The following is a 23,407-nucleotide window of genomic DNA, read 5'->3' as shown; positions in this document are numbered from 1 at the left end:
CCTTCAGAAACTCCGCTCGAACGGACCGCCCTCCGGATCGGTCGGAGGGTGGCATCGCAGCGGCTTCAGCTCGGGCCCCTCATGAAGCTGGGTGCCGGACGGCGTCCATCAGCAGGTCAAACATGCGGCCCAACTGGTCGTGCCCGCCTGCCGGCGAGGTCGTCGTGAACATGCCGACGAGGATGGAGACGATGTCCTCGGCGTGGACATCGTCGCGCAGCGTCCCGGCGGCGATACCGGCATCAAGGATGGCTTGCACTGCGGTGCAGAGCTGAACGCGTGTCTGTGACGCGGTCACGATGTCGGACGCGAGAACTGCTCGTAGCGCGTCTGCCGTCTCGCGCTTCGTACTCGTGTAGTCAGCGAAGCGGTCCATCCAGCTGCGCAGCGCGTCGGCTGGATCCTTCGCGTTGAGGAGGGGCTCGGCGCTTGCGCACAGCTGGGCCAGCTCCTGCTGGTAGATCGCTTCGACCAGTGCTTCTCGCGTGGGGAAGTGCCGGTAGAGCGTGGCGATCCCCACACCCGTGTCCCGCGCGATCTGCTTCAGGGATACCGGTGCCTCGGATGTGAACGCGATGCGCGCGGCGTCGAGCAGACGGGTGCGGTTGCGTGCCGCGTCCGCACGGATGGGTTTGGGTGTGTCGCGGCTCGACATGATTCGGAGGGACCTTCGGCTGTTCTGTGGCGAGAAGCGGAGGCGCCTCCGCCTTACTGGAATGGTGAAAGGCGCCGGCGGAGTTGCCGCCGCGCTCGCGGGGTGATGGAAGGGCCGCTGGCGTCCAGGGGCGCATCGACGTCGAGGGACATCACAGGGGTGAACGCGGCGCGGTCGCGAGTGAGGCAGCAGGCTGTATGTTCGCGCTCTATCTGGCCACCGGACCTTCATCTTATGATCGTAATGTTAAGTGAGGGGACTGGAAACTGCAAGAGGGGTTCACCCGCGGTGAGTTGAGGAGCTCCGCGAACGTCCAGAGGAGATGTAGAAGGCGGCCGGAACCGGTCATCCCCAGCGGTGACCGCGAAGTCTTCCGCTTGCTGCACCCCGTGGTGAAGCGCGCAAGTCGGAAACGACTCCCGGCACCGGCTGCCACGCTGGCCTTGCCCGATGTCCACGCGCGCGGCGGCCACTGCCTGTTCGCTCGCCGCTGCCTGCTGTCGCAGCGCCTCGGGCATGGTGCCCGTGGGGCCGAGGCGCATGACAACTTCGCGGGCGTACTGCTCGGCGTCCGCGATCGTTTCGGTGAGCACACTGGCGGCCCACTCGGTGGTGAACGGGCCGCCTCGCAGTTTGCGGGCAGGGATCGCCCTGTCCGTTGTCCATGCGTCAACTGAAGTCGGTCATGGAACAACACCGGAGTCGTCGGCCGTGATCAAGTCGCTCGTTCCCGGTTCTCGGCGCGGCTCCGATGCCGGGCCGGTTCATCATCGTGTTCGCAGAGTGGTGTGTGCGGTGGTGCCCAGCGGATCGGGCGACAGGGCTCCGCGGAAGGTGCGCCGGTAGGCGAGCGGCGAGACGCCGATGGCGGCGTGCAGGTGTTCTCGTAGTGACGTGCCGCCGGCGAAGCCGACCTGGCCGGCGATCTCGTCCACCGGCAGGTCGGTGGTTTCCAGGAGATGTCGTGCCCGGTCGACGCGTTGCTGGATCAGCCAACGTCCCGGGCTCATGCCCACTTCTTCGGTGAAGCGGCGGGCGAAGGTGCGCAGGCTCATGTGGGAGTGGTCGGCGAGTTCCGTCAGGGTCATCGGCTCGTGGAGGTTCTCCAGGGCCCACTGGCGGGCTGTGGCCGTTCCGCTGGCCTTGCTCTCGGGTACCGGGTGCTGGATGTACTGCGCCTGACCTCCGTCGCGCCACGGGGGGACGATGCACATGCGCGCCACCTGGTTGGCGACTTCGCTGCCGTGGTCCTTGCGGATGATGTGTAGGCAGGCGTCGAGCCCGGAGGCGGCGCCGGCCGAGGTCAGCACGTCCCCGTCGTCGATGAACAGGACGTCGGGATTCAGGGCGACCTGGGGGAACCATTCGCGGAAGAGGTCCGTGACCACCCAGTGTGTGGTGGCGGGCCGTCCGTCAAGGAGTCCGGCGGCGGCGAGGACGAAGGCGCCGGTGCAGATCGACACGAGGCGTCTGCCAGGAGCCGCAGATGCGAGCGCCTCCACCACGGACTGTGGAACCTCCCGGGTGACGGCGGTGGTGACGAAGGGTGGGATGACGACGGTGTCGGCGGTGCGCAGCGCCTCCGGGCCGTGCTCGACGGTGATCGAGAAATCGGAGTTGGTGCGGACCGGTCGGCCGTCGACGCTGCAGGTGAGGACCTCGTAGCGGCCGTCCGCGGCTCCGAAAACCCGGCTGGGAATGCCCAGCTCGAAGGGGTACACCCCGTCGACGGCCAGAACGACGATTCGGTGAGTGTGCGCCATGGCAGGATCCCGTCGGAAGTTGGCGTTCATGCCATGGTAGCGAACGGTGGCGGCAGCCACGCTGGACCCATGACGAATACCGACACCATGCGGGCCGTCGGCCAAGGCGCCTACGATTCCTCCGAGTTCGGAGACCAGAGCGCCGTGAACACCATCGTATCCGTTCGCCGCCGTACCCTCGCCGCGGCGATCGCGGCGATCGCGCTCACCGCTGTCGGCGTTGTCCCCGCCGCGGCTGCCGACTCCTCGACGGCCGCCGCACTCTCCCAGGTTCCCGGCCGCGGTGGAGCGCCGGGGATCTCCGCTGCCGGGTACGGCGGAAACGCCCGTCTCGGCTACCAGAAGGCGGTCGCCGTCCAGGTTCTGAGGGGTGTCTTCGAGCGGCGGGACATGACCGTCGTCGACCGCTTCGTACGGCCGGACTACATCCAGCACAACCCGCTGGCTCCCGACGGTGCCGAGGCGCTCAAGGCTTTCGGGACCGCCTGGCGGCATCAGCACCCGGAGGCCACGTACGACATCAAGCGAGTCATCTCCGAGGGCGACCTGGTACTCCTGCACTCCAGCATCGTCCTGGCTCCCGGTACCCGCGGGATCGCCGCCTTTGACATCTTCCGTTTCCAGGGCGGGAAGATCGCCGAGCACTGGGACGTGCTGCAGGACGTGCCGGCGACCACGGCCAACGGCAACGACATGTTCTCCACGATCAGCCGGCCGCAGACCGAGGCGCCGGGCCCCGCGTACCTCACCGCGTACAACAAGAAGCTGGTCACCGCGTTCGTCGAGCAGTACTTGGTGAAGAAGGACCTGTCTGCCATCGACACCTACGTGGGCCCCGAGTATCACCAGCACAACCCGTACATCCCCGACGGTGTGGCGGGCGCGAAGGCCGGACTGGGTGCCTACTACGCACAGTTTCCGCAGCTGGTGGCCACCCCCAAGCGGGTGATCGCCGAGGGTGACCTGGTGGCCGTGCACAGCCACACTGTCAGTGCGCCCGGCGAGCGTGGCCAGGCGGTCGTGGACCTCTTCCGGGTGCGGAACGGAAGGATCGTCGAGCACTGGGACGTCGTGCAGGACGTGCCGGAGACCTCTGCCAACGACAACACGATGTTCTGACGGCCTCGGGGGCGTCGTCATTGCCGCTCGCCCCTTGGCCGTGCGGCCCGTGCAAGGGCCGGCAATTGCATTTCAATCGGCTGCACACCCCTCAAGACGCCTCGTTCCTGACGGGTTCCGACGGGACGGCGTATGCGGGCCGGGTGTGCCCAACAGGCCCCATGGAGGAGCCACATGTCTGATCACGCCGCTGTTGCACTGAGCCCGGAAGCGATCGAGTTCGCGGACTGGATGGCCGGACTGGCGATTCCCGAATCGGAGCTGGACGCGACGCGCACCCGGGTGGAGAGCGTCCATCTCAAGGCCCGGGAGCCGGAAGGCGTCACCTATCGCGAAGTGGACGCGGGCGGAGTTCTGGGAATCTGGTGCGAACCGGTCGACTCGAACACCGACTACGTTCTCCTGCACAGCCACGCCGGCGGCTCCGTCGTGTCGTCGGCATTCGTCGACCGAAAGCTCGCAGGCCATATCGCCAAGGCCGCAGGAGCCCCTGTGCTGGTCCTGGACTTCCGGCGGGCGCCGGAACACAAGTACCCGGCTCAGCTGGACGATGCGGAGGCGGCCTTCAACTGGCTGCTCTCCGAAGGATATGCGCCGGGGAACATCATCACCATCGGTCATTCGGTCGGTGGGTTCATCGCCGTTGCTCTGGCGCTTCGCCTCCGCGAGAAGAAGCACCCGCTGCCCGGCGCCATTGTCTCGATCTCCCCCTGGTGCGACCTCGAGATTGCCAACGAGACCATGGAGACCAACGCCGAGACGGACAAGATACTCAGCAAGGGGATCCTGGAGTTCTTCCGGGAGTCCTGGGTCGGCGGCACGGGCATCGCGTTCACGGACCCGAGGATCAATCTGAACCGGGCGGACCTGAGCGGTCTGCCCCCGACCCTCGTCTCGTGGGGAACCTACGAGATCCTCGCCGGTGAGGACGAGGAATTCGCCGCTCGCGTCAAGGACGCCGGAAACGACACGGAGACCGTGGTGGTTCTCGGAGGCCAGCACTCGTACGTCTTCGGCGCCGGGCGCGTTCCGGAGGTTGACGCCGCGATCACTCAGATCGGCGCTTGGGTCCGCGAGAAGATCAAGATCTGATCGGCCCGGGCTCAGCCATGGCGGGATCGTGTGCGTGGCAGGTGCGATGGGCGTGCTCGGATGCCCGCTTCACCTCCGGGGACATCGCGCCGGGGACATGAGATCTCTGGCGAGGTTGATCTCCCCGGGCTCGGGCGGAGGGCCGGTGCCCAGGTGGCTGGGTAGCACTCCACAACCAACTGGGGGGCGGGCGGGCCCAGTGAATTCCTGGCGGACTCTTCCGTCCGGCGTTCACTGGGCCCGGGATCTGTCGCTCCGCCGAGGTTCAACGATCGGCGGTCTGACGGAGATTCACTTGCCGGGCCGGGTTCCTCGTCCCAAGCCAGGGAGATGTACCGCGCGGACCCGATCACAGGCAGTCAACTGAATGCGGCGAACCTGAAGGCCACCTTGCCCGTTGCGTCGCAGCGGCTGCTCGCGACACCGAAGTCACGGCTGGGAAGAGCTAGTTCGAATGGACTGGCTCCGTTGGTGACCGACGTGACGAATCGACGAACTACGCCATGGCGTGATCCCGTTGAAAGTTGGCATTCGTGCCATGGTGTCGATCGAGGCAGACAGCGAGGCTGGACGCATGACGAATACCAATGCCACTCCCACGATGCGAGCCATCTGCCAGGAAACCCACGGTTCCCCTGAGGTGCTCAAGGAGGTTGAACTTCCCAGGCCAGAGCCAGGCCTGAGCGAGATCCTGGTTGCCGTCCGCGCGGCCGGTGTCAACCCGACCGACTGGTGGAACCGCGCCCAGCCTCGGACCATCGACCGTCTGCCTCTCGTCCTGGGCTGGGACGTCTCGGGAGTCGTCGAGGCCGTCGGCCTCGGCGTCACTCTGTTCAAGCCGGGTGACGAGGTCTTCGGCATGCTGCCCTACCCCCAGGGAGTCGGATCGCACGCTGAGTACGTGACTGCCCCGGCCCGTGCGTTCGCCCACAAGCCTGCAGGGATCGACCACGTGCAGGCCGGTGCGCTTCCGCTCGCGGCCCTCACCGCCTATCAGGCACTCGTCGACACCGCCGATGTCCAGTCCGGGCAGCGTGTCCTCATCCACGCGGCCGCGGGCGGAGTCGGTCACCTTGCCGTCCAGATCGCCAAGTCCCGCGGCGCCTACGTGATCGGTACCGCCAGCGCGGCCAAGCACGACTTCCTGCGTTCCCTGGGAGCGGACGAGGTCGTCGACTATCACGCGGTCGACTTCGCCGACGTCCTCAAGGACGTCGACGTGGTCCTCGACCCGATCTCGTTGGACAGTGCCGCCCGTGCCCGCTCGCTCGCCGTCCTGCGCCCGGGCGGCACTCTCGTGTCGATCCTGCCGGTACCCGTCGACCCCGACGAACTGGCGGAGATCGCCGAGCGGGGCATCCGCTTCGAGTCCCTCCTGGTCGAAGCCGACCAGGCCGGCATGCAGGCCATCGCAGGCCTTGTCGAATCCGGTGCCCTGCGCGCCCACATCGAGGCCACCTTCCCGCTCGCCGAGGCGGCCAAGGCGCACGCCCTCGGCGAGACGGGCCGTACCACCGGCAAGATCGTGCTGACCACGGAGGGGACCGTGAAGGCGCCGATCGCCGTTCAGGTTCTCCGGGCCGCGTTCGAGGGTGGCGACACGGCCGTCATCGACCGTCACGTACGGCCGGACTACATCCAGCACAACCCGCTGGCCCCCGACGGCCCCGAAGCCATGAAGGCCTTCGGCGCCGCCTGGAAGCAGCAGTTCCCGGACGCCACGTACGAGGAAAGGCGGGTGATATCCGATGGCGACCTGGTTCTCCTCCACTCCAGCGGCGTTCTGGTTCCCGGCACCCCGGGCCTTGCCGTCGTCGACATCTTCCGTTTCCAGGACGGGAAGATCGCCGAGCACTGGGACATCCTCCAGGAAGTGCCGACGACCACGGTCAACGGAAACGACATGTTCTCCACGCTCAGCCGGCCGCAGACCGGGGTGCCGGGGCAGCGGTGGTCCACCACGTACAACAGGAAGCTCGTCACGGACTACGTTGGCCAACTCCTGGTCGGTAAGGATCTGTCCGCCGTCGACACGTACGTCGGCACCGAGTATCACGAGCACAGCCCGAACACCCCTGACAGAGCGGAGGGTGTGAAGACGGGACTGGGCGCGTACTTCGAACAGTTCCCGCAGCTGAGCGTCACGCCGAAGCGCGTCATCGCCGAGGGTGACCTGGTGGCTGTCCACAGCCACTACGTCGACACACCGGGCGAGCGCGGCCGGGCGGTCATCGACCTCTTCCGGATCAGGGACGGAAAGATCGTCGAGCACTGGGACGCCTCGCAGGACGTGCCGGAGAAATCCGCCAACGACAACACAATGTTCTGACGGCCGCCGGGCCGTAGCGGTCGCGCTACGGCCCGCTGGGCAGCGCCTTCAAAAGATCTCCACCTCCAGTTCCCCGCCTGGCGCTCCACCAGAAAGAGAGGGACATGATCGCATTGCAGTACGAGGTGTTCGTGACACCCGCGATCGCGCAGAGCAGCGGCATCCTGAACCTTCCTAACGGGGACCCCATGGTGTGGTCGCCCATCTCGACGACTCTGATATACGGCGAGCAGGAGGCCGTCCTCGTCGACCCGCCCTTCACCACCGACACCACCCGCGAGGTACTGGCCTGGGTACAGAAGACCGGCCGAAACCTCACGGAGATCTACGTCACGCACGGCCACGGCGACCACTGGCTTGGCGCTCCCGTCCTGCTCGAACACTTCCCCGACGCCGTAGTCCGCGCCACGGCCGGAACCAAGGCTCACATGGCTGGCCTGGCCACTCCGGAGTCCCGCGGGCCGTTCTGGGACGCACTGTTCCCGGGCCGGATCTCGACGACTGCCGTCGACGTGCAGGTCGTCGGCGAGGAGGGACTGAGCCTGGAAGGGAAGCCGCTCATCCCGATCGAGGTCGGTCACAGCGACAGCGACGACACGACCGTGCTCTGGGTGCCGAGCCTGAAGCTGGCCGTGGCGGGCGACGTCGTCTACAACGGCGTACACCTGGCGCTCGCGGAATTTGCCGGCGTAGGCGATGACGCGTGGCGATGCGCACTGGACCAAGTGGAAGCGCTCGGAGCGGAATTCGTGGTGGCTGGCCACAAAGATCCTGATCGGGCGGACGACCCCGGCGAAATCGGCCGCACGCGGCGCTACCTCGACGACGCGGACCGTTTGCTGCAGGGCTCACCCACACCGATGGAATTCTTCGACGGGATGCTGAACCTCCACCCGAAGCGCATCAACCCGGGCATCCTGTGGTTCAGCGCCCTCAGCCTCCTGGCTGGTCACTCGGCTCAGTAGACACTGATCCCCCAGCATGCTGGCTCGACGGCCGGGTCGATCGCGGACGGACAGCGAGTCCTCGTGTGCCGCGTTGGGCAAGGGTCGCATCGACCGGGGCGGCGCACTCGGGCAGTAAGGAGTGGGGGTGATGCACGGCGCTGGGTGGACCGCGCGCCAGCCCGATGGGCCAGGGCCTTGCCGACGGTGCCATAGTCGTAGATCCGGGCGTACCTGAGGATGCCATTCGGTCGCTCGGATTCTGCTCGAGGCGGCCTGCGCAAACGAGCCGCAACCGCTATGCGTCAAGGATCGGTGCGCGACCCGCTCGGCTCGCGCCTGGGAATGAACACGTTCTCCGGCGAGGGGATCGTACGTCAACGGTGGCGGTCTGCGGTCTTTCACGCTCTGGGTGACCTGCCACCAGAGCGTGACTCTATTGTCGTGCCATGAGGAACAGGCGGGCGGGAATCAACTCCCGCCCACGCGTCCCAACATACGGAACCGGTGAGGACACAACAACCACACCGTCAGCGACAGCGCCGTCCGCCCCGTTCCGCATCGACATCGTGCGACCGTGGTGCCGGCGGGTGCGCCGCCGGGTTCATCACCCCTCCTCACGTGGTCAGCAAGGATCGTCCCCAGCCGGATCGCCGAGGTGGGCCAGTGCCCAGTCTCGGAGTTCCTCCAGGGCCGGGCGGATCGCCACTCCGGCCTGCGTCAAGCGATAGCGCACGCGCAGTGGCGGCCCTGGCCTCACCTCGCGCACGACGAGGCCCGCTGCCGCCAGGTGGGCCAGCCGGTCGGAGAGCATGCGCTCGCTGATGCCGGGAACAGCGCGGTGCAACTCCGTGAAGTGCGCTGGACCGGCGAGGAGTACGGCGATGAGCGGACCACTCCAACGCTTGCCCAGCAGATCGAAGACGCGCGTGGTCACCGCGTCCACCTGGCGGCTCCTACCCTGCTTGCGCCGCTCGCCCGTGCCGCCCCGCCTCTCCATGGTTCCTTCTCGCTGCGGTCGTGCGGTCGAGGTTGCCACCGACACTGATGGGGAAAGTGGCATCGTGGTCTCTCTTCTTCGTCTGCGGGGTTACCGGCAGGCCGGTGGCACGGTCACCGACGACATGCGTCGGCCAGGAGCTTTCGCGACACGCGAGGCCCGACCGTGCCAGCGGTCGGTTCGGCGGCGGACCGCCGAACCGGTGAGCGAGATGGCCGACCGCCAACGCACCATCGGCTCCCCGCGGAAATCGATCGACACGACGGGGCTCTGACGGCCGGGTGGGACCCGCCGCAGCCATAGGCGGACGGCACCGCCCCGGACCGTGCACACGATGCGGGACGGAAAGCAGCGTCGACGGCACGGTGTCCGACAGTGGCAGGATCCGCAGCTCAGGCCGTGGGTACGGCGGGCTGGGTGATGAGGGAGGCGTCACCGCCCTGGACGGCGTCATGGACGCCGGTGATCGCCTCGTGGGGCACTCCGAGCGGGACTGCGCTGACATCGGACAGGCGTGCGAACTGCTTCGGGGTGAGCTGAACGTCCAGGGCGCTCAGGTAGTCGTCGAGCTGGGTGAGGTTGCGCGGGCCGATGATCGGGATGAACGAGGTGGACGCCTGAGCAGCACGCTCACGGAGCCAGGCCACCGACACCTGGGCTGGCGTCGCGCCGGTCTCCTCGGCGATGGCCAGGACGGTGTCGACGACGGCGGTCTTCTGTTCGGTGCTCTCGGTGTGGATGACCGCCTTGAGATCGGTCAGCCGCCCCTCGGTGCTGCCGCGGTACTTGCCGGTGAGCAGTCCGCCGCCGAGCGGGGACCATAGGGCGGCGCCGAGTCCCAGGCTTTCGGCCATCGGCAGCAGCTCGCGGTCGGCGGTCCTGTCGACGAGGCTGTATTCGATCTGGATGCCCGCGACCGGTGCCCAGTTTTTAAGGTCTGCGAGGGTTGCGGCGCGGGAGACACGCCAGGCGGGGAAGTTGGACAGAGCGGCGTGGAGGATCTTGCCGGACCTGACCAGGTCGTCCAGTCCGCGCAGGATCTCCTCCATGGGCGTGAGGTCGTCGGGGAAGTGGACCCAGTACAGGTCGATGTAGTCGGTGCCGAGGCGCTTCAGGCTCGCCTCCAGCGAAGCGACCATGTTCTTGCGGCTGTTGCCCGTCCTGGAGATGCCAGGCCGCGGGGCGGCGCCGTTGGTGAACTTGGTGGCCAGGACGAAGTGGTCCCGGTCGGCGGCGACGAACTTCCCCACCAGCTCTTCCGACTCGCCGAACTGGTAGCCGTCCGCGGTATCGAGAAACGTTCCGCCGGCCTCGGCGAACCGGTCGAACATGCGGCGCGCCTCGTCTGGCTCAGCACCGGCGCCCCAGCCGGTGCCGAAGTTTCCTGTGCCGAGTGCGTACTCGGAAACACGCAGTCCTGTCCGGCGTCCGAAGGTCGTGTAACGCATCAGGTCTCCTTGGTGCTGATTTCGCATCGTGGTCGGGGCGGGCGGTAGCGGATCGGGCGCGTGTCGGGACGGCGGCCCGGCGTGGCGATAGGGAGCGCCGAACCCGCCCCGAACGGATGCGGCGCCGACGAACCACCCATCCGCGGTGGCGCGATGCCATGTGGCTAAGTAAGACGATCAGTCTACTTAAGGCTTCACCGTAGCGGGCTTGCCGGTCTATGTAAAACGATCGGTATCCTTAAGGCTGTGACCGAAACTCAGCCAGTACGCCGGCGCCGTGGGCGTGGCGCCCGGGAGCGCATCCTCAGAGCGGCGACGGAGCTGTTCACGGCGCAAGGAATCAACGCGACCGGGATGGATCAGCTATCGACCGTCGCCGAGGTGTCGAAACGCACTCTCTACACGCACTTCCCCAGCAAGGACGAGCTCGTCGGGGCATACCTGCAGTCTGTGGTGGACGCTCTCCTGCCCGTTCACCCGTCACCCGTCCAACCGACACCGAGCCCGCGTGATCAGCTCCTCGCTGTCTTCGACTGGAAGCCGACGGAAACCACCGCTCCGTTCCGGGGATGCCCGTTCCTGAACGTGAGCGTCGAGGTGCCCGACCCGGGGCACTCCGCCCACCAGCTGGCCGCGGCGTACAAGAGGGAGTTCGCCCGCCGCCTCACGGAGATCGCACGGGAGGTCGGCGTCGCCGACCCCGAAACCCTCGGTGAGCAACTGGCGCTGCTTTTCGACGGCGCTGCCGCACGCGGCACTGTACTCAACAGCAGCCACACCGGTGCGTGCGCGCGATCCATCGCGGAGTTGTTGGTCGATGCGGCCCTCGCCGATGTCGGCCCGGAATCCCCGTGATGAAATTGGCAACCTCCCTGGCGAAGGCGTCACCATCCCAGACGAACGGCAAAGCGAGCCGACCGTCTGGAAGTCGCTCAAGGGGATGGCGCGTGGTCTCTAAACGCCGGATGGCGGGCGGCCTGCAGCTCGGTGCAAGCGCTCACATACGAGCCTCGCGACGACGCCCTCGCCGTTCAATCAGGACAGCCCAAGCAGAGGCTGGCGGCCGGATTGGTGTCGGTTCTCTGAGGAGCGATAGCTGCTCCTTGGCGCGGGGTGTCGAACGTGGCTGCCTACGTAAGTTGCTCAGCCATGAGAGAGTCTGTGACGAGTTGGCTACCGTGCGCATGGTCGCACGCGCGTGCCAGATGACGGGCGCAGTGCTCAACCCGGTCAGCCAACAGGGCTTTCTCCCCTCTACTGCGGCAAGTAGCTCGGACGATCTGGTTCACGCCGGCGACCACGGGCTGGTGTCGCGCCCGGAGTCCCGAGCGTCGCGGACGGGCATGGCCACGGTGTCGCCGGGGGCGGCGGCCTGGGCGGGTGTGGCGGCGTGGGCCGTGGTGGGGGCGAGCACAACGGCGAGTGCGGACAGCGCGGCAGCGGCCGTGCGGGCGGCGGGAGTGAAGCGCACGACGGGTTTCCTCTCGAAGATTGCGAACGGTTTGTGATCTTCGTAGCGGTCCCGCATCCCGCCCGTCTGGCACTCCACCGTCGGCTCACCCGTGCGGCGGGTAAGTCACACCGCCGCCAATGACCTAGCGCGGCGGCGGGGCTGCACCGCGTACCGGTACGGGCGCGGCCTAGTAATATTTCGATCGTCTCTGGCAGGCCCCACCGCCGGGACCGTGGTGTGGCGGAGGTGCGCCCCACGGTCTCACCCAGTCGGTGGCTGGATGTAGTCCTCCAGGCGCGCCACGGTGAATCCCTGTTTTTGGATGCGCTTGAGCAGATTGCCGAACATCTCCGTCATCGTGGTGCCCTTGAGTTCCTTGGGTCCGCGGAAGTGGGCGAGGATGATGTCGCCGGGGCGCAGTTTCTTGCCCGCTTCCTGATACCGCAAGGTGGTGATCTGCATGGATTCCCGCCACCGGACGATTGCCCGGGGCCCGCATTCCCCCACCGCGGTCTTGGTGTCGTTGTTGTATGCGCCGTAGGGCGGGCGGAACAGCAGCGGTGCGGTGCCGTATTGATGGGTGAGGATTTTCTGGTCGCCGCAAACTTCTTCCTTCTGGCGGGCCAACGGGATGGTGTTCATTGCGGGGTGGTGCAGGGTGTGGTTCTGGATGTGGTTGCCCATCGCCTGCAGTGGTTTGAAGTACCCGTAGTCCGACTGGATGGTGTCGTTCATGAGTAACATCGTGATCGGAATTTTCAAGTCCCTTATCATCTCGATGAACTTGGGGTCTTTCTCCGCTCCGTCGTCGACCGTGATGAAGACGACCTTCTGCGATGTCGGTAGGTGCTCGAAGACCGGGACGGTTCCGGTGGCGGAGAGTTTGACAGGCTTGTCGGCCGGGGGTTTCGGGGGCGCGGGCAGCGGCGTGAGACTCCACTTCTGCCAGTCGGTGGCGCTCGGTGCGGTGGTGGGGGCCGGCTGCGACGAGGTGGCGTCCGGGTCGGTTGCGCTGCCATTCCCTGCGCCGCAGCCGCTGGCCGCCATGGCCGCTACGACCGTGCCCGTCAGTAACCTGTAGAACCCGCTCCGTCTGTTGTGCCGCTTCACCGCACCGGTCTTCCGTATACGCCGTGCCGTCGTTGACTCTGCTGGGAAAGGTACCCGGCCATGCGGGAGAAGGCGTTCATTGACCAGGCCGTGTACGCCGTCGTGCCAGTTCTCGGTGAACAGCAACTCCTCGATCACGCTTTCCGGCACGATGCCACCTGTCGAGTTGGCGACCTCTTTCGTGCTCATTTCGATGTGGAGTTCGGCAGGGCGGCCCGCTGCGGCTCAGTGCGCTTGTGCCGCTGACTCTCCTGAGAACGTCCGCCCGCCGGTCGGCTTCCGAGCGGGACGGCGCGGCCGCGGGCGTGGGGTGCTGCTCGAGGGCGTTGCGGACGACGTACTCCCACGAACGCTGCGGCCCCCGTACTGAACGCTGAGCTCCGCGGCCAGCCCCGGGTGGTAGCCGTCGCGCTCGATCGCCTCTGGGGGAATGCTCCGGCCCCCCGCTCGAGTCCTTCGGCCCGCCGAACGCACGCCTGTCGGCCCCGTCGTCCGGGCCGGCCCCATCAGACAAGCCCGATCCATGGATGCGTGCCCGGCGCAACGGCCGTGCCGTCGACCGGTCACCGGGATCCCAGAGTGTTCAGCGCAGCGTTCGAGCAACGGCATTGGGTTCCGTCTTGGAGGAGCGGCGCGAGTGGTACGTCTGGCACGCGTGTCACCCCGCCGCCTTGTCAGGCCGCGGGGTGACAGGGAGAGGCAGGGGGCGGCCGGCTCGGCCGTCAGCGCTCGGTCAGCTGCTGCTCACCCGGCATGCGCCGGCCGCGCACGTGTCCAGCCAGGCGGCGAAGTCCGCGTCGTAACGGGTGCCGATGCCGGTGTTGTAGACCGCATAGGCTCCGACGTAGTCGCCGGTGCGGAACTTGGTGAGCATGGCCTGCACGTCGTCCGGGTGGTTCTCAACCATGTAGCGGACGGCCAGGTAGCCCCATGGGTAGGTGCGGGTCAGGTCGGAGTTGGCGTACGTGCTCTGCCACAGGGTGCTCAGGGCGTAGGTGTGCTTCCCGGCATCGGAGAGCGCCTCGGTGTCGGGCACGCCCCGGTAGCTGTACGAGACGTACTCGGCGAAGCCCTCGATCCACCAGATGTCCGGGACCGTCTGGCCCGCGGAGAAGTCGCCGTACGTGTCGTAGCGGCCGTCGAGGTAGTGGGTGTACTCGTGGTTCAGGTTCCAGATGTCGGCCGGGAAGCCGTCGCCCACGCTCTTCACGTAGGCGACGAAGCGGGCCTGGTTGTTGGGGGCGGCGGGGTTGCCCTCCAGGTATTCGCCGCCGTTGTTGGTGCTGTTGCCGAAGATCCAGCCCGAGTACGTCTGGTAGTCCCTGGGGCTCGCGAAGACGACGATCTGGATGTTGGTGTTGAGGTCGTCGGCGACCGGGCCGCTGTCCTTGACAATGCCGTGGAAGTAGGCGTCCTGTCCCTGCACGCTCTTGCAGGCCTCGGCGAGCGCCGAGTCGGTCAGGGACTGGGCCAGGAAAGTGTGCCCGTCATCGCACTTGTAGGTGATGGGGAGTGCCGCCGCGGTGAGCTCGGACGTCAGGTCGCAGGTGTCGTAGTACGAGCATTGGGCCGCGTCGTGCGCGGAAGTCATCTCGGCGGCGCCGACCCACAGCGGAGCGGTCGGGCCGGTGATCGAGGAGGCGCCGAGCAGGCCCTTCACCATGGGCCGCACCTCGTCCTGGAGCCCGGCCGTGTCGAGGAAGCGTGCCGTCTCGGTTCCGGCGTTGGAGGCCATGAAGTACCAGGTCCCGCTCAGCATCGACATGTGGTTCAGGGCGAACGAGTTCAACGTGTCGATGATGCTCGGGTCGGCGGTGACCGCGCTGATGAATGCGGGGTTGAAGTGGCCGCGGAAGAGCGGGGTGAAGACGTCGTTGACGGCCGTGTCCATGCTCCAGTAGGCGTCGTAGGAGCTGTCGTAGGCGTTCAGCACTCTCTTGTACGTGTCCAGGTAGCGAGCCTGCTCGTCGGCGCTGTCCGTCAGGATGATGACGTCGCCCAGGACGTTGCCGTGCTCCGAACTGACGTCCATGAAGTGGCAGTTGGCGGTGAACGCGTCCAGTCCGCCTTCGGTGGCCGCAGCCAGGGTCGGGCCGTAGTCGCCGACGTCGGCCGAGTCGTTGTACTGCACGTAGTAGCCGGCGCGCAGGAACAGCACGAGCTGCCACACGTGGGTGGAGTTGTCGCCGGGATACGTCTGCGACGCGTCCTCGAAGGCGCCTGCGACGGTCACCATCTGCGTCTCGCGGAACACGTTGCGGGCGTCCGTGCCGGTGATGCCGAACAGCGTATTGATGCAGTCGGTGGTCGAGTCCTGGATGTACGCGACCAGTTCGGATCCGGTACGGGTGCCGAAGTCGGCCGGGGTGCACGACGCGGCTGCCGCGTGTTTCGTGGCTTTGGGAGGCCGTATGGCCTTCGAGGTCGAGGAGGTCTGCGGCAACTGCGGGCTGAGCGGCCGGACATGGGCGGCGGCCAGCCGCCCGCTCTGGGCGTCTGCTTGATCGGACGCAGTGGTGTTCGCGCCGAGCGGCGACAGCGCGCGCGGCTTGGGCTTGGTCACGGCGGTGGTCGTGGGAGCAGCCGTTGTGGCGGTCTTCTGTCCGGTTGCTGCGAGGGCCGGTGCGGCCAGCAGGCCTGCTATCAGGGCGCTGACCACCAGGCTGACGGCCAGGAATCTGGACGCGAATCTGGACGCGGATCTGGACGGACTTCCGGGATGGAATCCGGGCAGGGCAGGTCGACGACGCATCAATGCTCCTTCGTGAGTGGGGGTCGCTTCGAGCACGAGCGGCGAGGCGTGGGGGGAACGTCCCACTCACAGTGACCAATGACAACGGACTGAGGGATACGACAATGGAGGGGCTGGCCATAACATCCGTGCACACAGGGGTAGTTGACGGTCAGGGCGGGACGCCGAGCAGGTCTCCGCCTCGTGTTATGCGTGCGGCGGAAAAACGGTATGGGGCGAGGCGGCTCCCTGCTCCCTACGATCCCGGTATGACGACGAAGAAGCCGCTCCACACCGGTTCGCACGACCTTCCGGTCTCCTCAGCGCTCGTCGAGTTCCTCATGGGGAACTGGGAGTCTTCGCCGCGCGCCGATCCGTCCCCGCAGTCGATCGCACCGTGGGCGGCCAAACGGCGCGACCGGCTGTCCGCGCGCTTCCCCGGCGAACGGCTCGTCGTTCCCTCAGGCGTCCTCAAGGTGCGCAGCAACGACTGCGACTACCGGTTCCGGCCGCACACCGCGTTCTCGTACCTGACGGGTGGGACCGAGCCGGGCGGCGTCCTGATCCTGGAACCGACCGCCTCTGGTCACGAGGCGGTGCTGCACGTCCGCCCGCGATCCCCGCGCGACACCGGGGAGTTCTACCGCGACCGCCGCTACGGTGAGATCTGGGTCGGCCGCCGCGCCACCCTCGACGAGGCCTCCTCACTGCTCGGTGTGGCGACCCAGGGCCTCGACGACGTGCCCGCCCGGCTGAACGGCGCGCGGCCGACCCGCTTGCTGCGCGGCGTCGACCCGGAGATCGACGCGCTCGTCGACAGCACCGGCCGTGAAGAGGCCGACCTCGAATTCGCGTCGTTCTTGTCCGAAATGCGCCTGGTCAAGGACAAGTGGGAGGTCGAGCAGTTGCAGATCGCGGTGGACGCCACGGCGGCCGGATTCACCGACGTCGTGCGCGCACTGCCCGAGGCCGTCCGCCATCCGCGCGGCGAGCGCTGGGTCGAGGGCGTCTTCGGCCTGCGCGCCCGTCTCGAGGGCAACGGCCTCGGCTACGAGACAATCGCCGCCGCCGGAGCGCACGCGTGCGTACTGCACTGGATCGCCAACGACGGTCCGGTCCATCCCGGTGACCTGCTGCTGCTCGACGCCGGCGTCGAGTCGGACACGCTCTACACCGCCGACATCACGCGCACCCTTCCGGTGAGCGGCACCTTCACCGCCGCGCAGCGCGACGTCTACGACCTCGTGCTCGCCGCGCAGGACGCCGGTATCGCGGCGGTCCGGCCGGGCGCGCGCTTTCGTGACTTCCACCTCGCTGCGATGCGGGTCATCGCCGAGGGGCTGCACAACTGGGGCCTGCTCCCGGTGACGCCGGACGAGGCCCTTGAGCCCGAGAGCGGTCTGTTCCGCCGCTACACGTGGTGCAGCAGCGGCCACATGCTGGGCATGGACGTCCACGACTGCGCCGCGGCCCGTGCCGAGCAGTACCTGGACGGCGTCCTGGAGGCGGGCCACGTCCTGACCGTCGAGCCGGGCCTGTATCTCCAGCCGGACGACCTGACGCTGCCGCCGGAGCTGCGCGGCGTCGGCGTGCGCATCGAGGACGATCTGGTCGTCACCCAGGACGGCGCCCGCCTCATGTCGTCGGCGCTGCCGCGCACCGCGTCGGCGATCGAGACGTGGATGGGCGAGCTGCTGGCCTGACCCTGCGTCCCAAGGCGCGGGCGCCACCGTAACTGACCCTAGGAACGCGGCAGATGGAACGTCTGCGCCGCCCACGCCTGGAAGTGCGCCGACCGCGCGATGAGGTCGCGGTAGGACGCGTGCGCGGAGCTGAACAGTGTTTCCGTGATGTCCTCCGTGACCTGGTCGCGGCGCCATGCGAGCAGATAGCGGGTCCACAGCGGTGTGCCGGCCAGCGGTTTGACGATCACGCCCTGGTTCGGCCGGGTCGTAGCCTGCACGATGGAGACGCCGAGTCCCTCGGCGATCATGTCCTGGAGCTGGAGCCGGTCACCGAGGTACTCATGGACGGCCGCGGGCGTGAACCCGGCTGCCGCGCAGGCCGCGTAGAACACGCCCGGCCAGCCGGCACCGTCGTCGGGGGTCAGGAACCAGGCCTCGTCGGCGAGTTCGGCGAGGGGGACCTCCATGCGGTGCTTGAGCCGGTGACCGGCGGGCAGGGCTACGAACGCGGGTTCGTTGACGATCTCGCGATGCGCCACGGCCGCGGAGTGCCGAAGCTCCATTCCGGGGTAGTCCGCGGCGATCGCGGCGTCCAGCTCGCCCTTTTCCAAGTGCTCGACTATCTCCGACGACGGGTAGATGCTGCTCACCGTCAGCGTGAGATCGGGCCTCCGGCTGCGTATACGGACGACCATGCCGGAAAGGACGGGCGAGTTGGTCGCCGCAAGGCGCAGGACCCGGGGTGCTCCGACGCCGTCCCCCGCCGGACGACGCCTGATGGCATCCGCACGGGCCAGAATGTCGCGCGCCTGAGTCAGGATCTCCAGGCCGTACTGGGTCGGCTCGACTCCCGACGCGGTACGCACGAACAAGTCCTCACCGAAGAGCCGCTCGATCCGGCGCAGTTGGGTGCTCATCGCCGGCTGCGAGTACTTCAGGAGTGCCGCGGCTCGCCCCAGACTCCCGGCGTCGGCGATCGCACACAAGGTCCGTAGATGCCGAAGCTCCAGGTCCATCGTCCGGGCTCCTCGTCTCGACGCTCCTACCGTCCGCGGTCATCGGGCGACTCTAGCGGTGGTTCATCGCGGGGTCAGCAGACGGGCATCGACCTGAGGGAGACTGGTCAGCGCGTCGCGGGTGGCATCGAAGGGACGCAGTAACTCCGGCGTTGATGGTGGCAGAGGCTGCCCACTGCACCATCTCCGCAGACAGCTTCGCAACCGCACGATGACGCTCGGCCATGACGACGGAACCGGCGCAGCGAACGCCTCGCAAGGAGCACTGAAACCTCCCCAGGGACTTACGGCCAAAGCGCCGAGATTCAGCAGCAACGGTGCGAGCGAGACTGGCCGTTGAGGCTCGTCGAACCGGGTTCGCCGGTGGCTACGCGGATGCTGGGCAAGGCCGCCTTGTGACGATCAGAAGCAGGCGGGGAATCCCGCGAGCTTCCGCTGCCGCCGCCATCGGAACAGGCGGTAGTGGTGGCCCACGGACTTGGTGGGAGGAAGTGGTTGACGGCCTCGCCGACGGCGAGTGTGTTGAAGGGCATCACGCTGCCGCCGGAGTCTCAGCGGCAGGTACAGGTCACCGAGGGTGGCCATCTGCCAGTCCAGGACGCCGGTGACATACGGATCGTCGCATCGTCGGAGAGCCGCGCCGTTCTCAGGTCCGCAGTGAAAGAGCCGCAGGCGTTCACAGGCGTCGCCGTCCTCGTCCGATTTCGGTCGGCCCCCCTCACGAGTGTGCGATCGCCTTGTGGGTGAAAGTGGGCGACGTTCCCGGGTTGGCCCAGGAGGCGGTCAGTTCGCTGGAGGGGAAGAACTGCAGGAACCGGGGGTCGGTCTGGGAGCGGTCGACCAGCGTCTTCTCGACGATCAGAGAGTTGTACTGCTCGGCGGTCGTCTCAATGGTGTTGGCGTTGAGGACGACCTCCTGGCCCCAGGTGCGGGACCAGCGGGCGATGCCCGGCATGCGGGAGTGCTCGGGGGTCAGGCACTCGGTTGCGATGACGTTCTCGCTGCTCGCCCAGATGCCGGTGGAGGTGTTGAGCACGATGGTCTGGTTGCCGAGCACGTGCCCCGGGGTCTCGATCACGGCGACGCCGGGGCCGAGGATCAGGGATCCGTCGACGGGGAGGAACGCGTCCGGCCGTACGTCCTGGTAGGTCTGCGGCTGGTACCAGGGCTGTTGCAGCGGGTGCAACTGGGACATGGCGAGCAGCTCGTGGCGCTGCACGATGACCTTGGCGTTGGGGAAGGCGGGCTGTACGACGCCGCCGAGGTCGGACTGGGGGCTGGTGGTGCCCACCCAGCGACGTAGGTCCTGGGTGTGCAGGTGGTCGAAGAGCAGGTAGTCGACGTCCTCCGGCTTGATGCCGAGGCGGGCCAAGTGGCCCAGCACCGTGCCGTGTTCGGTGGTGAGCAGCGACTGCAACGGGCCCGGGGTACGACGGATCAGCGCGGCGAAGTACGGCGTGTTCTGGCCCAGTTCGTGATCGCTGGGCTCGAACAGCAGCACCCTTTTGCGTCCGTCGCTCTCCGTCCACCGCACCACCAGCATGCGGTTGGTGATCGACAGCAACGGTGCGATCGCCCGACTGGCCCGGAACAGGCCGAACTTGGTCGGGTACGGCAGTGTGATCAGGTCGCAGGTCGCGACGCTGTCCGGAGTGCCGGTCGCGGCGAACTCGGCGCGGAAGGCCTCGGCCTGATTGCGGGCCCAGGCGAGTTTGGCGCCGTAGCCGCCGGGCACCTCGGTCAGGCCGTCGAAGGCGGTGACGCGGGTTCCCAGGGTGGGCATGTCGAGGACATCGGAGTCCTGCCAGGCGAGCTTCATCGATCCTCCCGGAGGATGTGAGCGGGGGCTGTGCGGAGGGGCTTTGCGGAGGGCCTTCAGTAGGGGGCCTTCTCGCCCTCGGCCGTCACGCCGAAGGTGTTGAGGAAGTTGCAGACCAACTGGTAGAAGCCGACCGTGAGGACCAGGTCGGAGAGCTGCCCGGCGGTGAGGAAGGAGAGCGCCTCGGCGCGCTCGGCCTCGGTCAGGGTGTGCTGCTCCAGCAGCCGGTCGGTCAGGGCGAGGATCGCCACCTGCTCCGCGGACAGCCCCTCGGCCGAACCGGTCTTGGCGGCGGCGATGCCGGCCTCGTCGAGCCCGAGGAGCCGACCGATGTTCTCGTGGTGGTGGATCTCGTACGGCGCCCGGTAGGCGTGTCCGACCCGGAGGATGGCGAGTTCGCGCAAGGGGTGCGGCAGGGCTCCCTGGAAGATCGCGTCGGCCATCTGCAGGAAGGCGGGGGCCAGGGCGGGGGAGTGGAACACCATGCGGTAGATGTTGACGGCGGACCGTTCGGCGGCGACCTTCTGCAGGTCGGTGGGGAGCGCGGTCAGGTCGGGGTATTCCATGCTCATCGGTACTCTCCTTCGTACGGCGGTGTCAGCCGACCTTGTTGATGGGGTTGGTGCCGTCCCACCGGGCCGCCATCTCCCGTAGCGCCGCGAAGAGTTCGCCCTTGGCGCCGCCGATGTCGGAGATCTCGATGACTGTGCCGGGGAGCGTCTCGGTGTCGAGGTAGGCGAAGCGGCCGCCCTGGATGGCACCCTCCTGGGCGACGGTGTAACCGAGGGACAGGGCGCGGTCGTAGAGCTCCTGGTAGTCGTCGGTCCAGTAGGCGACGTGCTGCGCACCCTCGTGCCCGGCGTCCAGGAAGTCCTTGTAGAGGGAGGGCTCGTCGTTGAGCGGCTGGATCAACTCGATTTGCACGTCACCGGAGTTGGCGATCGCGGCGGCCATCCGCATGCCGGAGTCGGCGCCCCGGTACGTGAACCAGTCCGTCTGCACCGGGTCCTGGTAGTACCAGGGACCGACGCCCTGGGCGACCCAGAACTCCATCGCGGCGTGCAGGTCGCGGACAACGTACCCGAGCTGGGCGATCTGTCCGAAGATGCGGCTCATGAGGTGACTCTTTCTTGTCTCTGTGGGGAAGTGGTGTGTGCGCGTGATGTCATTCCGCCGGCGGGGACGCGACGGACAGCGGAGCCAGTGCCGTGAGGCCGCCGTCGACGACGATCCTGTGATCCCGCAGCCGACCGAGGCCGGCGGACGGGGTGAAGGTGGACGGGGTGGAGGTGTCCGTCATGACGCCGGCATCTCCAGCACGATCTTTCCCGTGGCCGTGTTGGAACGCATGTGGTCCGCCGCCGCCTTGGCGTCGTCGAAGGCGAAGACGCGGTCGACGACGGCTCGGACCCGGCCTTCCTCCACGGCGGGTACGACATCGGATGTCAGGGCGGCGCAGGCGTCGGCGAGTTCGTCGGGCGTGCGCACGCTGAAGGTCGTACCGAGAACGCGCAGTCGGCGGAACGACAGTTGGTTGAGGTCGATGGTGGACTCGGCCCCGGCCAGCCGCCCGACATTGACCACGGTGCCGCCGACGCGCGTCGCCAGGAAGGTGTCGGCGAAGAGCTGCCCGCCCACGTGGTCGAGGGTGAGGTCCGCCCCGGCGCCGCCGGTGACGGCGGCCACGGCCTCGGCGAGGTTCTCGGACGCCGTGTTCACGACGAGGTCCGCGCCGACGGACTTCAGGGCATCGGCCTTGCTGTCGGAGGTGGTGGTCGCGATGACCTGGGACGCCCCGAGCGCTTTGGCGAGCTGAACGCCGATCAGGCCGACCGACGAGGTGGCGCCGACGACGAGGACGCTCTGCTTCAGGCCGAATCCGCCCTGGGCGAGGGCGTCGTGCTCGGTCGCCAGCGCCACCGGCAGGGCCGCGGCGTCGGTCCACGACAGGCACTCCGGCGCCGTGATCACATGTCGATGGTCGACCAGCGCGTAAGGGGCGAAGGCGCCCAGGGCGACGCCCATGACCCGGTCGCCGACGGCCCGGTGGCGCACGCCGGCGCCGATCGCGTCGACCTCGCCGGCGAATTCGAGGCCGGCGGTGAACAGGTCGCTCGTCTTCGCCCGGGGGTTGTAGGTGCCCTGCAGCATGTACAGGTCCGCCCTGTTGACGGCGGCGGCCCGAACGCGGACGCGGATCTGTCCCGGCCCCGGGGACGGTACGCCGACGTCCCGGACGTCCCACTCGGGTCCGGCGCCGCCCATGAGCGCCCGCATGGTGCTGGTCATCAGTGGTTCTCCGTTACGACGTGGAAAAGACGGGGAAGGGGAGTGCGCTCGCCTGGTGATGCGCAGGTAACGAGCCCTCAATACTTACGGTGTATGTGCGCCGTTTCCTCAAGCTAGACTTATGGAATAAGTTGTGTCAAGGGCAGGAAGGGCGGCTGGATGAAGGTCCGAGGCAGCGGCCGGGGCAGGCGGCTCGGTCTGACGCGGGACAAGGTCATCGACGCCGCCCTCGCGGCGATCGACCGGGACGGCCCGGACTCCTTCTCCCTGCGGAAACTCGCGGGTGAGCTGAACGTCGAAGTGATGTCGCTCTACAACCACGTACCGAACAAGGACGCCCTGCTGGACGGTGTCGCGGAGGCGCTGCTGGGTGGGGTCGACCTGTCCGGCGCCGACGCGGGAACCTGGCAGGAGCGTGCTCGGGCGCATGCTGCCGCCTTACGGGCCGCGGCTCTGCGGCATCCCAAGGCGTTCACTCTGGTTCTCACCCGGCCCACGCAGTCACCGGCGGCCCTGGAAAACGTCCGTTGCGCCCTGGCCGGATTTCCCGAACTCGGTCTCTCACCCCAGGAACTCGTTCACGTGGTGCGGAGCTTCGCCGGTTTCATCGTCGGCATGATCATGAGAGAACTGGGCTCGGCCATCACCGAGGGCACGGTCGAACCGGACCAGGTCCAGGGGCGGATCGACGAGATGTCCGCCGTGGGTGATCCCCTCCTGTCCGCCGCCGCTCCCTATCTCGCGGTCAGTGATCACCAGGCCGAGTTCGAGCACGGTATCGAACTGCTGATCGCCGGTCTGGCGGTGCGGGTGGGGGTGCCGTACGACGGGGGTCCGAGAGGGATGCTTCCTCGTGCAATGCGTCGCGGTCGCCCTCCGATGTGACGTCGTCGATGACCGGATCGCCGTGCTTGCGTGGACGCGGGCGGCGGTTCTGGGTGCTTTCCAGGTCTC

General features: G+C 67.6%; 20 protein-coding genes and 1 pseudogene. 8 read left to right on the top strand and 13 right to left on the bottom strand.

The window, feature by feature from the left end:
* Positions 1–79: 79 nt before the first annotated feature.
* Positions 80–655, bottom strand: a complete 576-nt coding sequence (locus ACFVWD_RS03975) for a TetR/AcrR family transcriptional regulator (RefSeq protein WP_389593812.1) — start codon at positions 653–655, stop codon at positions 80–82.
* Between the two features lie 767 nt (positions 656–1,422).
* Complete coding sequence (locus ACFVWD_RS03970; RefSeq protein ID WP_389593811.1) at positions 1,423–2,418, bottom strand: GlxA family transcriptional regulator; 996 nt, start codon at positions 2,416–2,418, stop codon at positions 1,423–1,425.
* Between the two features lie 69 nt (positions 2,419–2,487).
* On the opposite strand from ACFVWD_RS03970, the gene ACFVWD_RS03965 reads away from it, so the two are divergent.
* The 5 genes and pseudogenes from ACFVWD_RS03965 to ACFVWD_RS03945 all read left to right on the top strand — a co-directional run bounded on the left by ACFVWD_RS03965 (position 2,488) and on the right by ACFVWD_RS03945 (position 7,923).
* Entirely contained in the window at positions 2,488–3,537 is a 1,050-nt protein-coding gene (locus ACFVWD_RS03965) for a nuclear transport factor 2 family protein (protein WP_389593810.1), read from the top strand.
* A gap of 174 nt (positions 3,538–3,711) precedes the next feature.
* A complete protein-coding gene (locus tag ACFVWD_RS03960; RefSeq protein ID WP_389593809.1) occupies positions 3,712–4,629 on the top strand; it encodes an alpha/beta hydrolase in 918 nt (305 codons plus the stop codon).
* Between the two features lie 601 nt (positions 4,630–5,230).
* Positions 5,231–6,169 (top strand): annotated as a pseudogene (locus tag ACFVWD_RS03955) (NADP-dependent oxidoreductase); the annotation flags it as partial.
* Positions 6,155–6,958, top strand: coding sequence for a nuclear transport factor 2 family protein (locus ACFVWD_RS03950; RefSeq protein ID WP_389593848.1), 804 nt, complete (start codon positions 6,155–6,157; stop codon positions 6,956–6,958). The pseudogene ACFVWD_RS03955 and the gene ACFVWD_RS03950, both read left to right, overlap by 15 nt.
* 104 nt (positions 6,959–7,062) lie before the next feature.
* Positions 7,063–7,923 carry an MBL fold metallo-hydrolase gene (locus ACFVWD_RS03945; RefSeq protein WP_389593808.1) on the top strand — a complete coding sequence of 287 codons (861 nt, stop codon included), beginning with the start codon at positions 7,063–7,065 and terminating at the stop codon, positions 7,921–7,923.
* A 604-nt stretch (positions 7,924–8,527) separates the two neighbouring features.
* On the opposite strand, the gene ACFVWD_RS03940 is transcribed toward ACFVWD_RS03945, so the two are convergent.
* Entirely contained in the window at positions 8,528–8,902 is a 375-nt protein-coding gene (locus ACFVWD_RS03940) for a winged helix-turn-helix transcriptional regulator (protein WP_389593807.1), read from the bottom strand.
* 392 nt (positions 8,903–9,294) lie between these two features.
* On the bottom strand, positions 9,295–10,350 hold the full coding sequence (locus ACFVWD_RS03935) for an aldo/keto reductase (RefSeq protein WP_389593806.1): 1,056 nt from the start codon (positions 10,348–10,350) through the stop codon (positions 9,295–9,297).
* Positions 10,351–10,596: 246 nt separating this feature from the next.
* Between ACFVWD_RS03935 and ACFVWD_RS03930 the strand changes: the two genes are divergently transcribed.
* On the top strand, positions 10,597–11,205 hold the full coding sequence (locus ACFVWD_RS03930; protein ID WP_389593805.1) for a TetR/AcrR family transcriptional regulator: 609 nt from the start codon (positions 10,597–10,599) through the stop codon (positions 11,203–11,205).
* Between the two features lie 430 nt (positions 11,206–11,635).
* On the opposite strand, the gene ACFVWD_RS03925 is transcribed toward ACFVWD_RS03930, so the two are convergent.
* The 3 genes from ACFVWD_RS03925 to ACFVWD_RS03915 all read right to left on the bottom strand — a co-directional run bounded on the left by ACFVWD_RS03925 (position 11,636) and on the right by ACFVWD_RS03915 (position 15,665).
* Positions 11,636–11,821 (bottom strand): hypothetical protein, encoded by a 186-nt coding sequence (locus ACFVWD_RS03925; protein ID WP_389593804.1) that lies wholly within the window; start codon positions 11,819–11,821, stop codon positions 11,636–11,638.
* 243 nt (positions 11,822–12,064) lie between these two features.
* Entirely contained in the window at positions 12,065–13,102 is a 1,038-nt protein-coding gene (locus ACFVWD_RS03920) for a polysaccharide deacetylase family protein (RefSeq protein ID WP_389593803.1), read from the bottom strand.
* A gap of 544 nt (positions 13,103–13,646) precedes the next feature.
* Complete coding sequence (locus ACFVWD_RS03915; RefSeq protein WP_389593802.1) at positions 13,647–15,665, bottom strand: collagenase; 2,019 nt, start codon at positions 15,663–15,665, stop codon at positions 13,647–13,649.
* Between the two features lie 248 nt (positions 15,666–15,913).
* Here ACFVWD_RS03915 and ACFVWD_RS03910 point away from each other — a divergent pair, with 248 nt between their 5' ends.
* On the top strand, positions 15,914–17,347 hold the full coding sequence (locus ACFVWD_RS03910) for an aminopeptidase P family protein (protein ID WP_389593801.1): 1,434 nt from the start codon (positions 15,914–15,916) through the stop codon (positions 17,345–17,347).
* A gap of 38 nt (positions 17,348–17,385) precedes the next feature.
* Here ACFVWD_RS03910 and ACFVWD_RS03905 read toward each other — a convergent pair whose 3' ends face one another.
* From ACFVWD_RS03905 to ACFVWD_RS03880, 6 genes are all read right to left on the bottom strand, one after another.
* Positions 17,386–18,345, bottom strand: coding sequence for a LysR family transcriptional regulator (locus ACFVWD_RS03905; protein ID WP_389593800.1), 960 nt, complete (start codon positions 18,343–18,345; stop codon positions 17,386–17,388).
* Between the two features lie 718 nt (positions 18,346–19,063).
* Entirely contained in the window at positions 19,064–20,164 is a 1,101-nt protein-coding gene (locus tag ACFVWD_RS03900) for a hypothetical protein (protein ID WP_389593799.1), read from the bottom strand.
* A 56-nt stretch (positions 20,165–20,220) separates the two neighbouring features.
* Complete coding sequence (locus ACFVWD_RS03895; RefSeq protein ID WP_389593798.1) at positions 20,221–20,736, bottom strand: carboxymuconolactone decarboxylase family protein; 516 nt, start codon at positions 20,734–20,736, stop codon at positions 20,221–20,223.
* A gap of 25 nt (positions 20,737–20,761) precedes the next feature.
* Complete coding sequence (locus tag ACFVWD_RS03890; protein WP_389593797.1) at positions 20,762–21,280, bottom strand: VOC family protein; 519 nt, start codon at positions 21,278–21,280, stop codon at positions 20,762–20,764.
* A gap of 49 nt (positions 21,281–21,329) precedes the next feature.
* Positions 21,330–21,464 carry a hypothetical protein gene (locus ACFVWD_RS03885; protein ID WP_389593796.1) on the bottom strand — a complete coding sequence of 45 codons (135 nt, stop codon included), beginning with the start codon at positions 21,462–21,464 and terminating at the stop codon, positions 21,330–21,332.
* Positions 21,461–22,453 (bottom strand): zinc-binding dehydrogenase, encoded by a 993-nt coding sequence (locus ACFVWD_RS03880; protein WP_389593795.1) that lies wholly within the window; start codon positions 22,451–22,453, stop codon positions 21,461–21,463. Before ACFVWD_RS03880 ends, ACFVWD_RS03885 begins: the two co-directional genes overlap by 4 nt.
* Positions 22,454–22,612: 159 nt before the next feature.
* Here ACFVWD_RS03880 and ACFVWD_RS03875 point away from each other — a divergent pair, with 159 nt between their 5' ends.
* A complete protein-coding gene (locus ACFVWD_RS03875) occupies positions 22,613–23,338 on the top strand; it encodes a TetR/AcrR family transcriptional regulator C-terminal domain-containing protein (RefSeq protein WP_389593794.1) in 726 nt (241 codons plus the stop codon).
* Positions 23,339–23,407 lie beyond the last annotated feature (69 nt).

This window comes from Streptomyces sp. NPDC058086, assembly GCF_042885015.1.
Lineage (GTDB): Bacteria > Actinomycetota > Actinomycetes > Streptomycetales > Streptomycetaceae > Streptomyces.
Note: the sequence above shows the minus strand (reverse complement) of the source record. Positions and strands in the feature narration are given on the sequence as shown.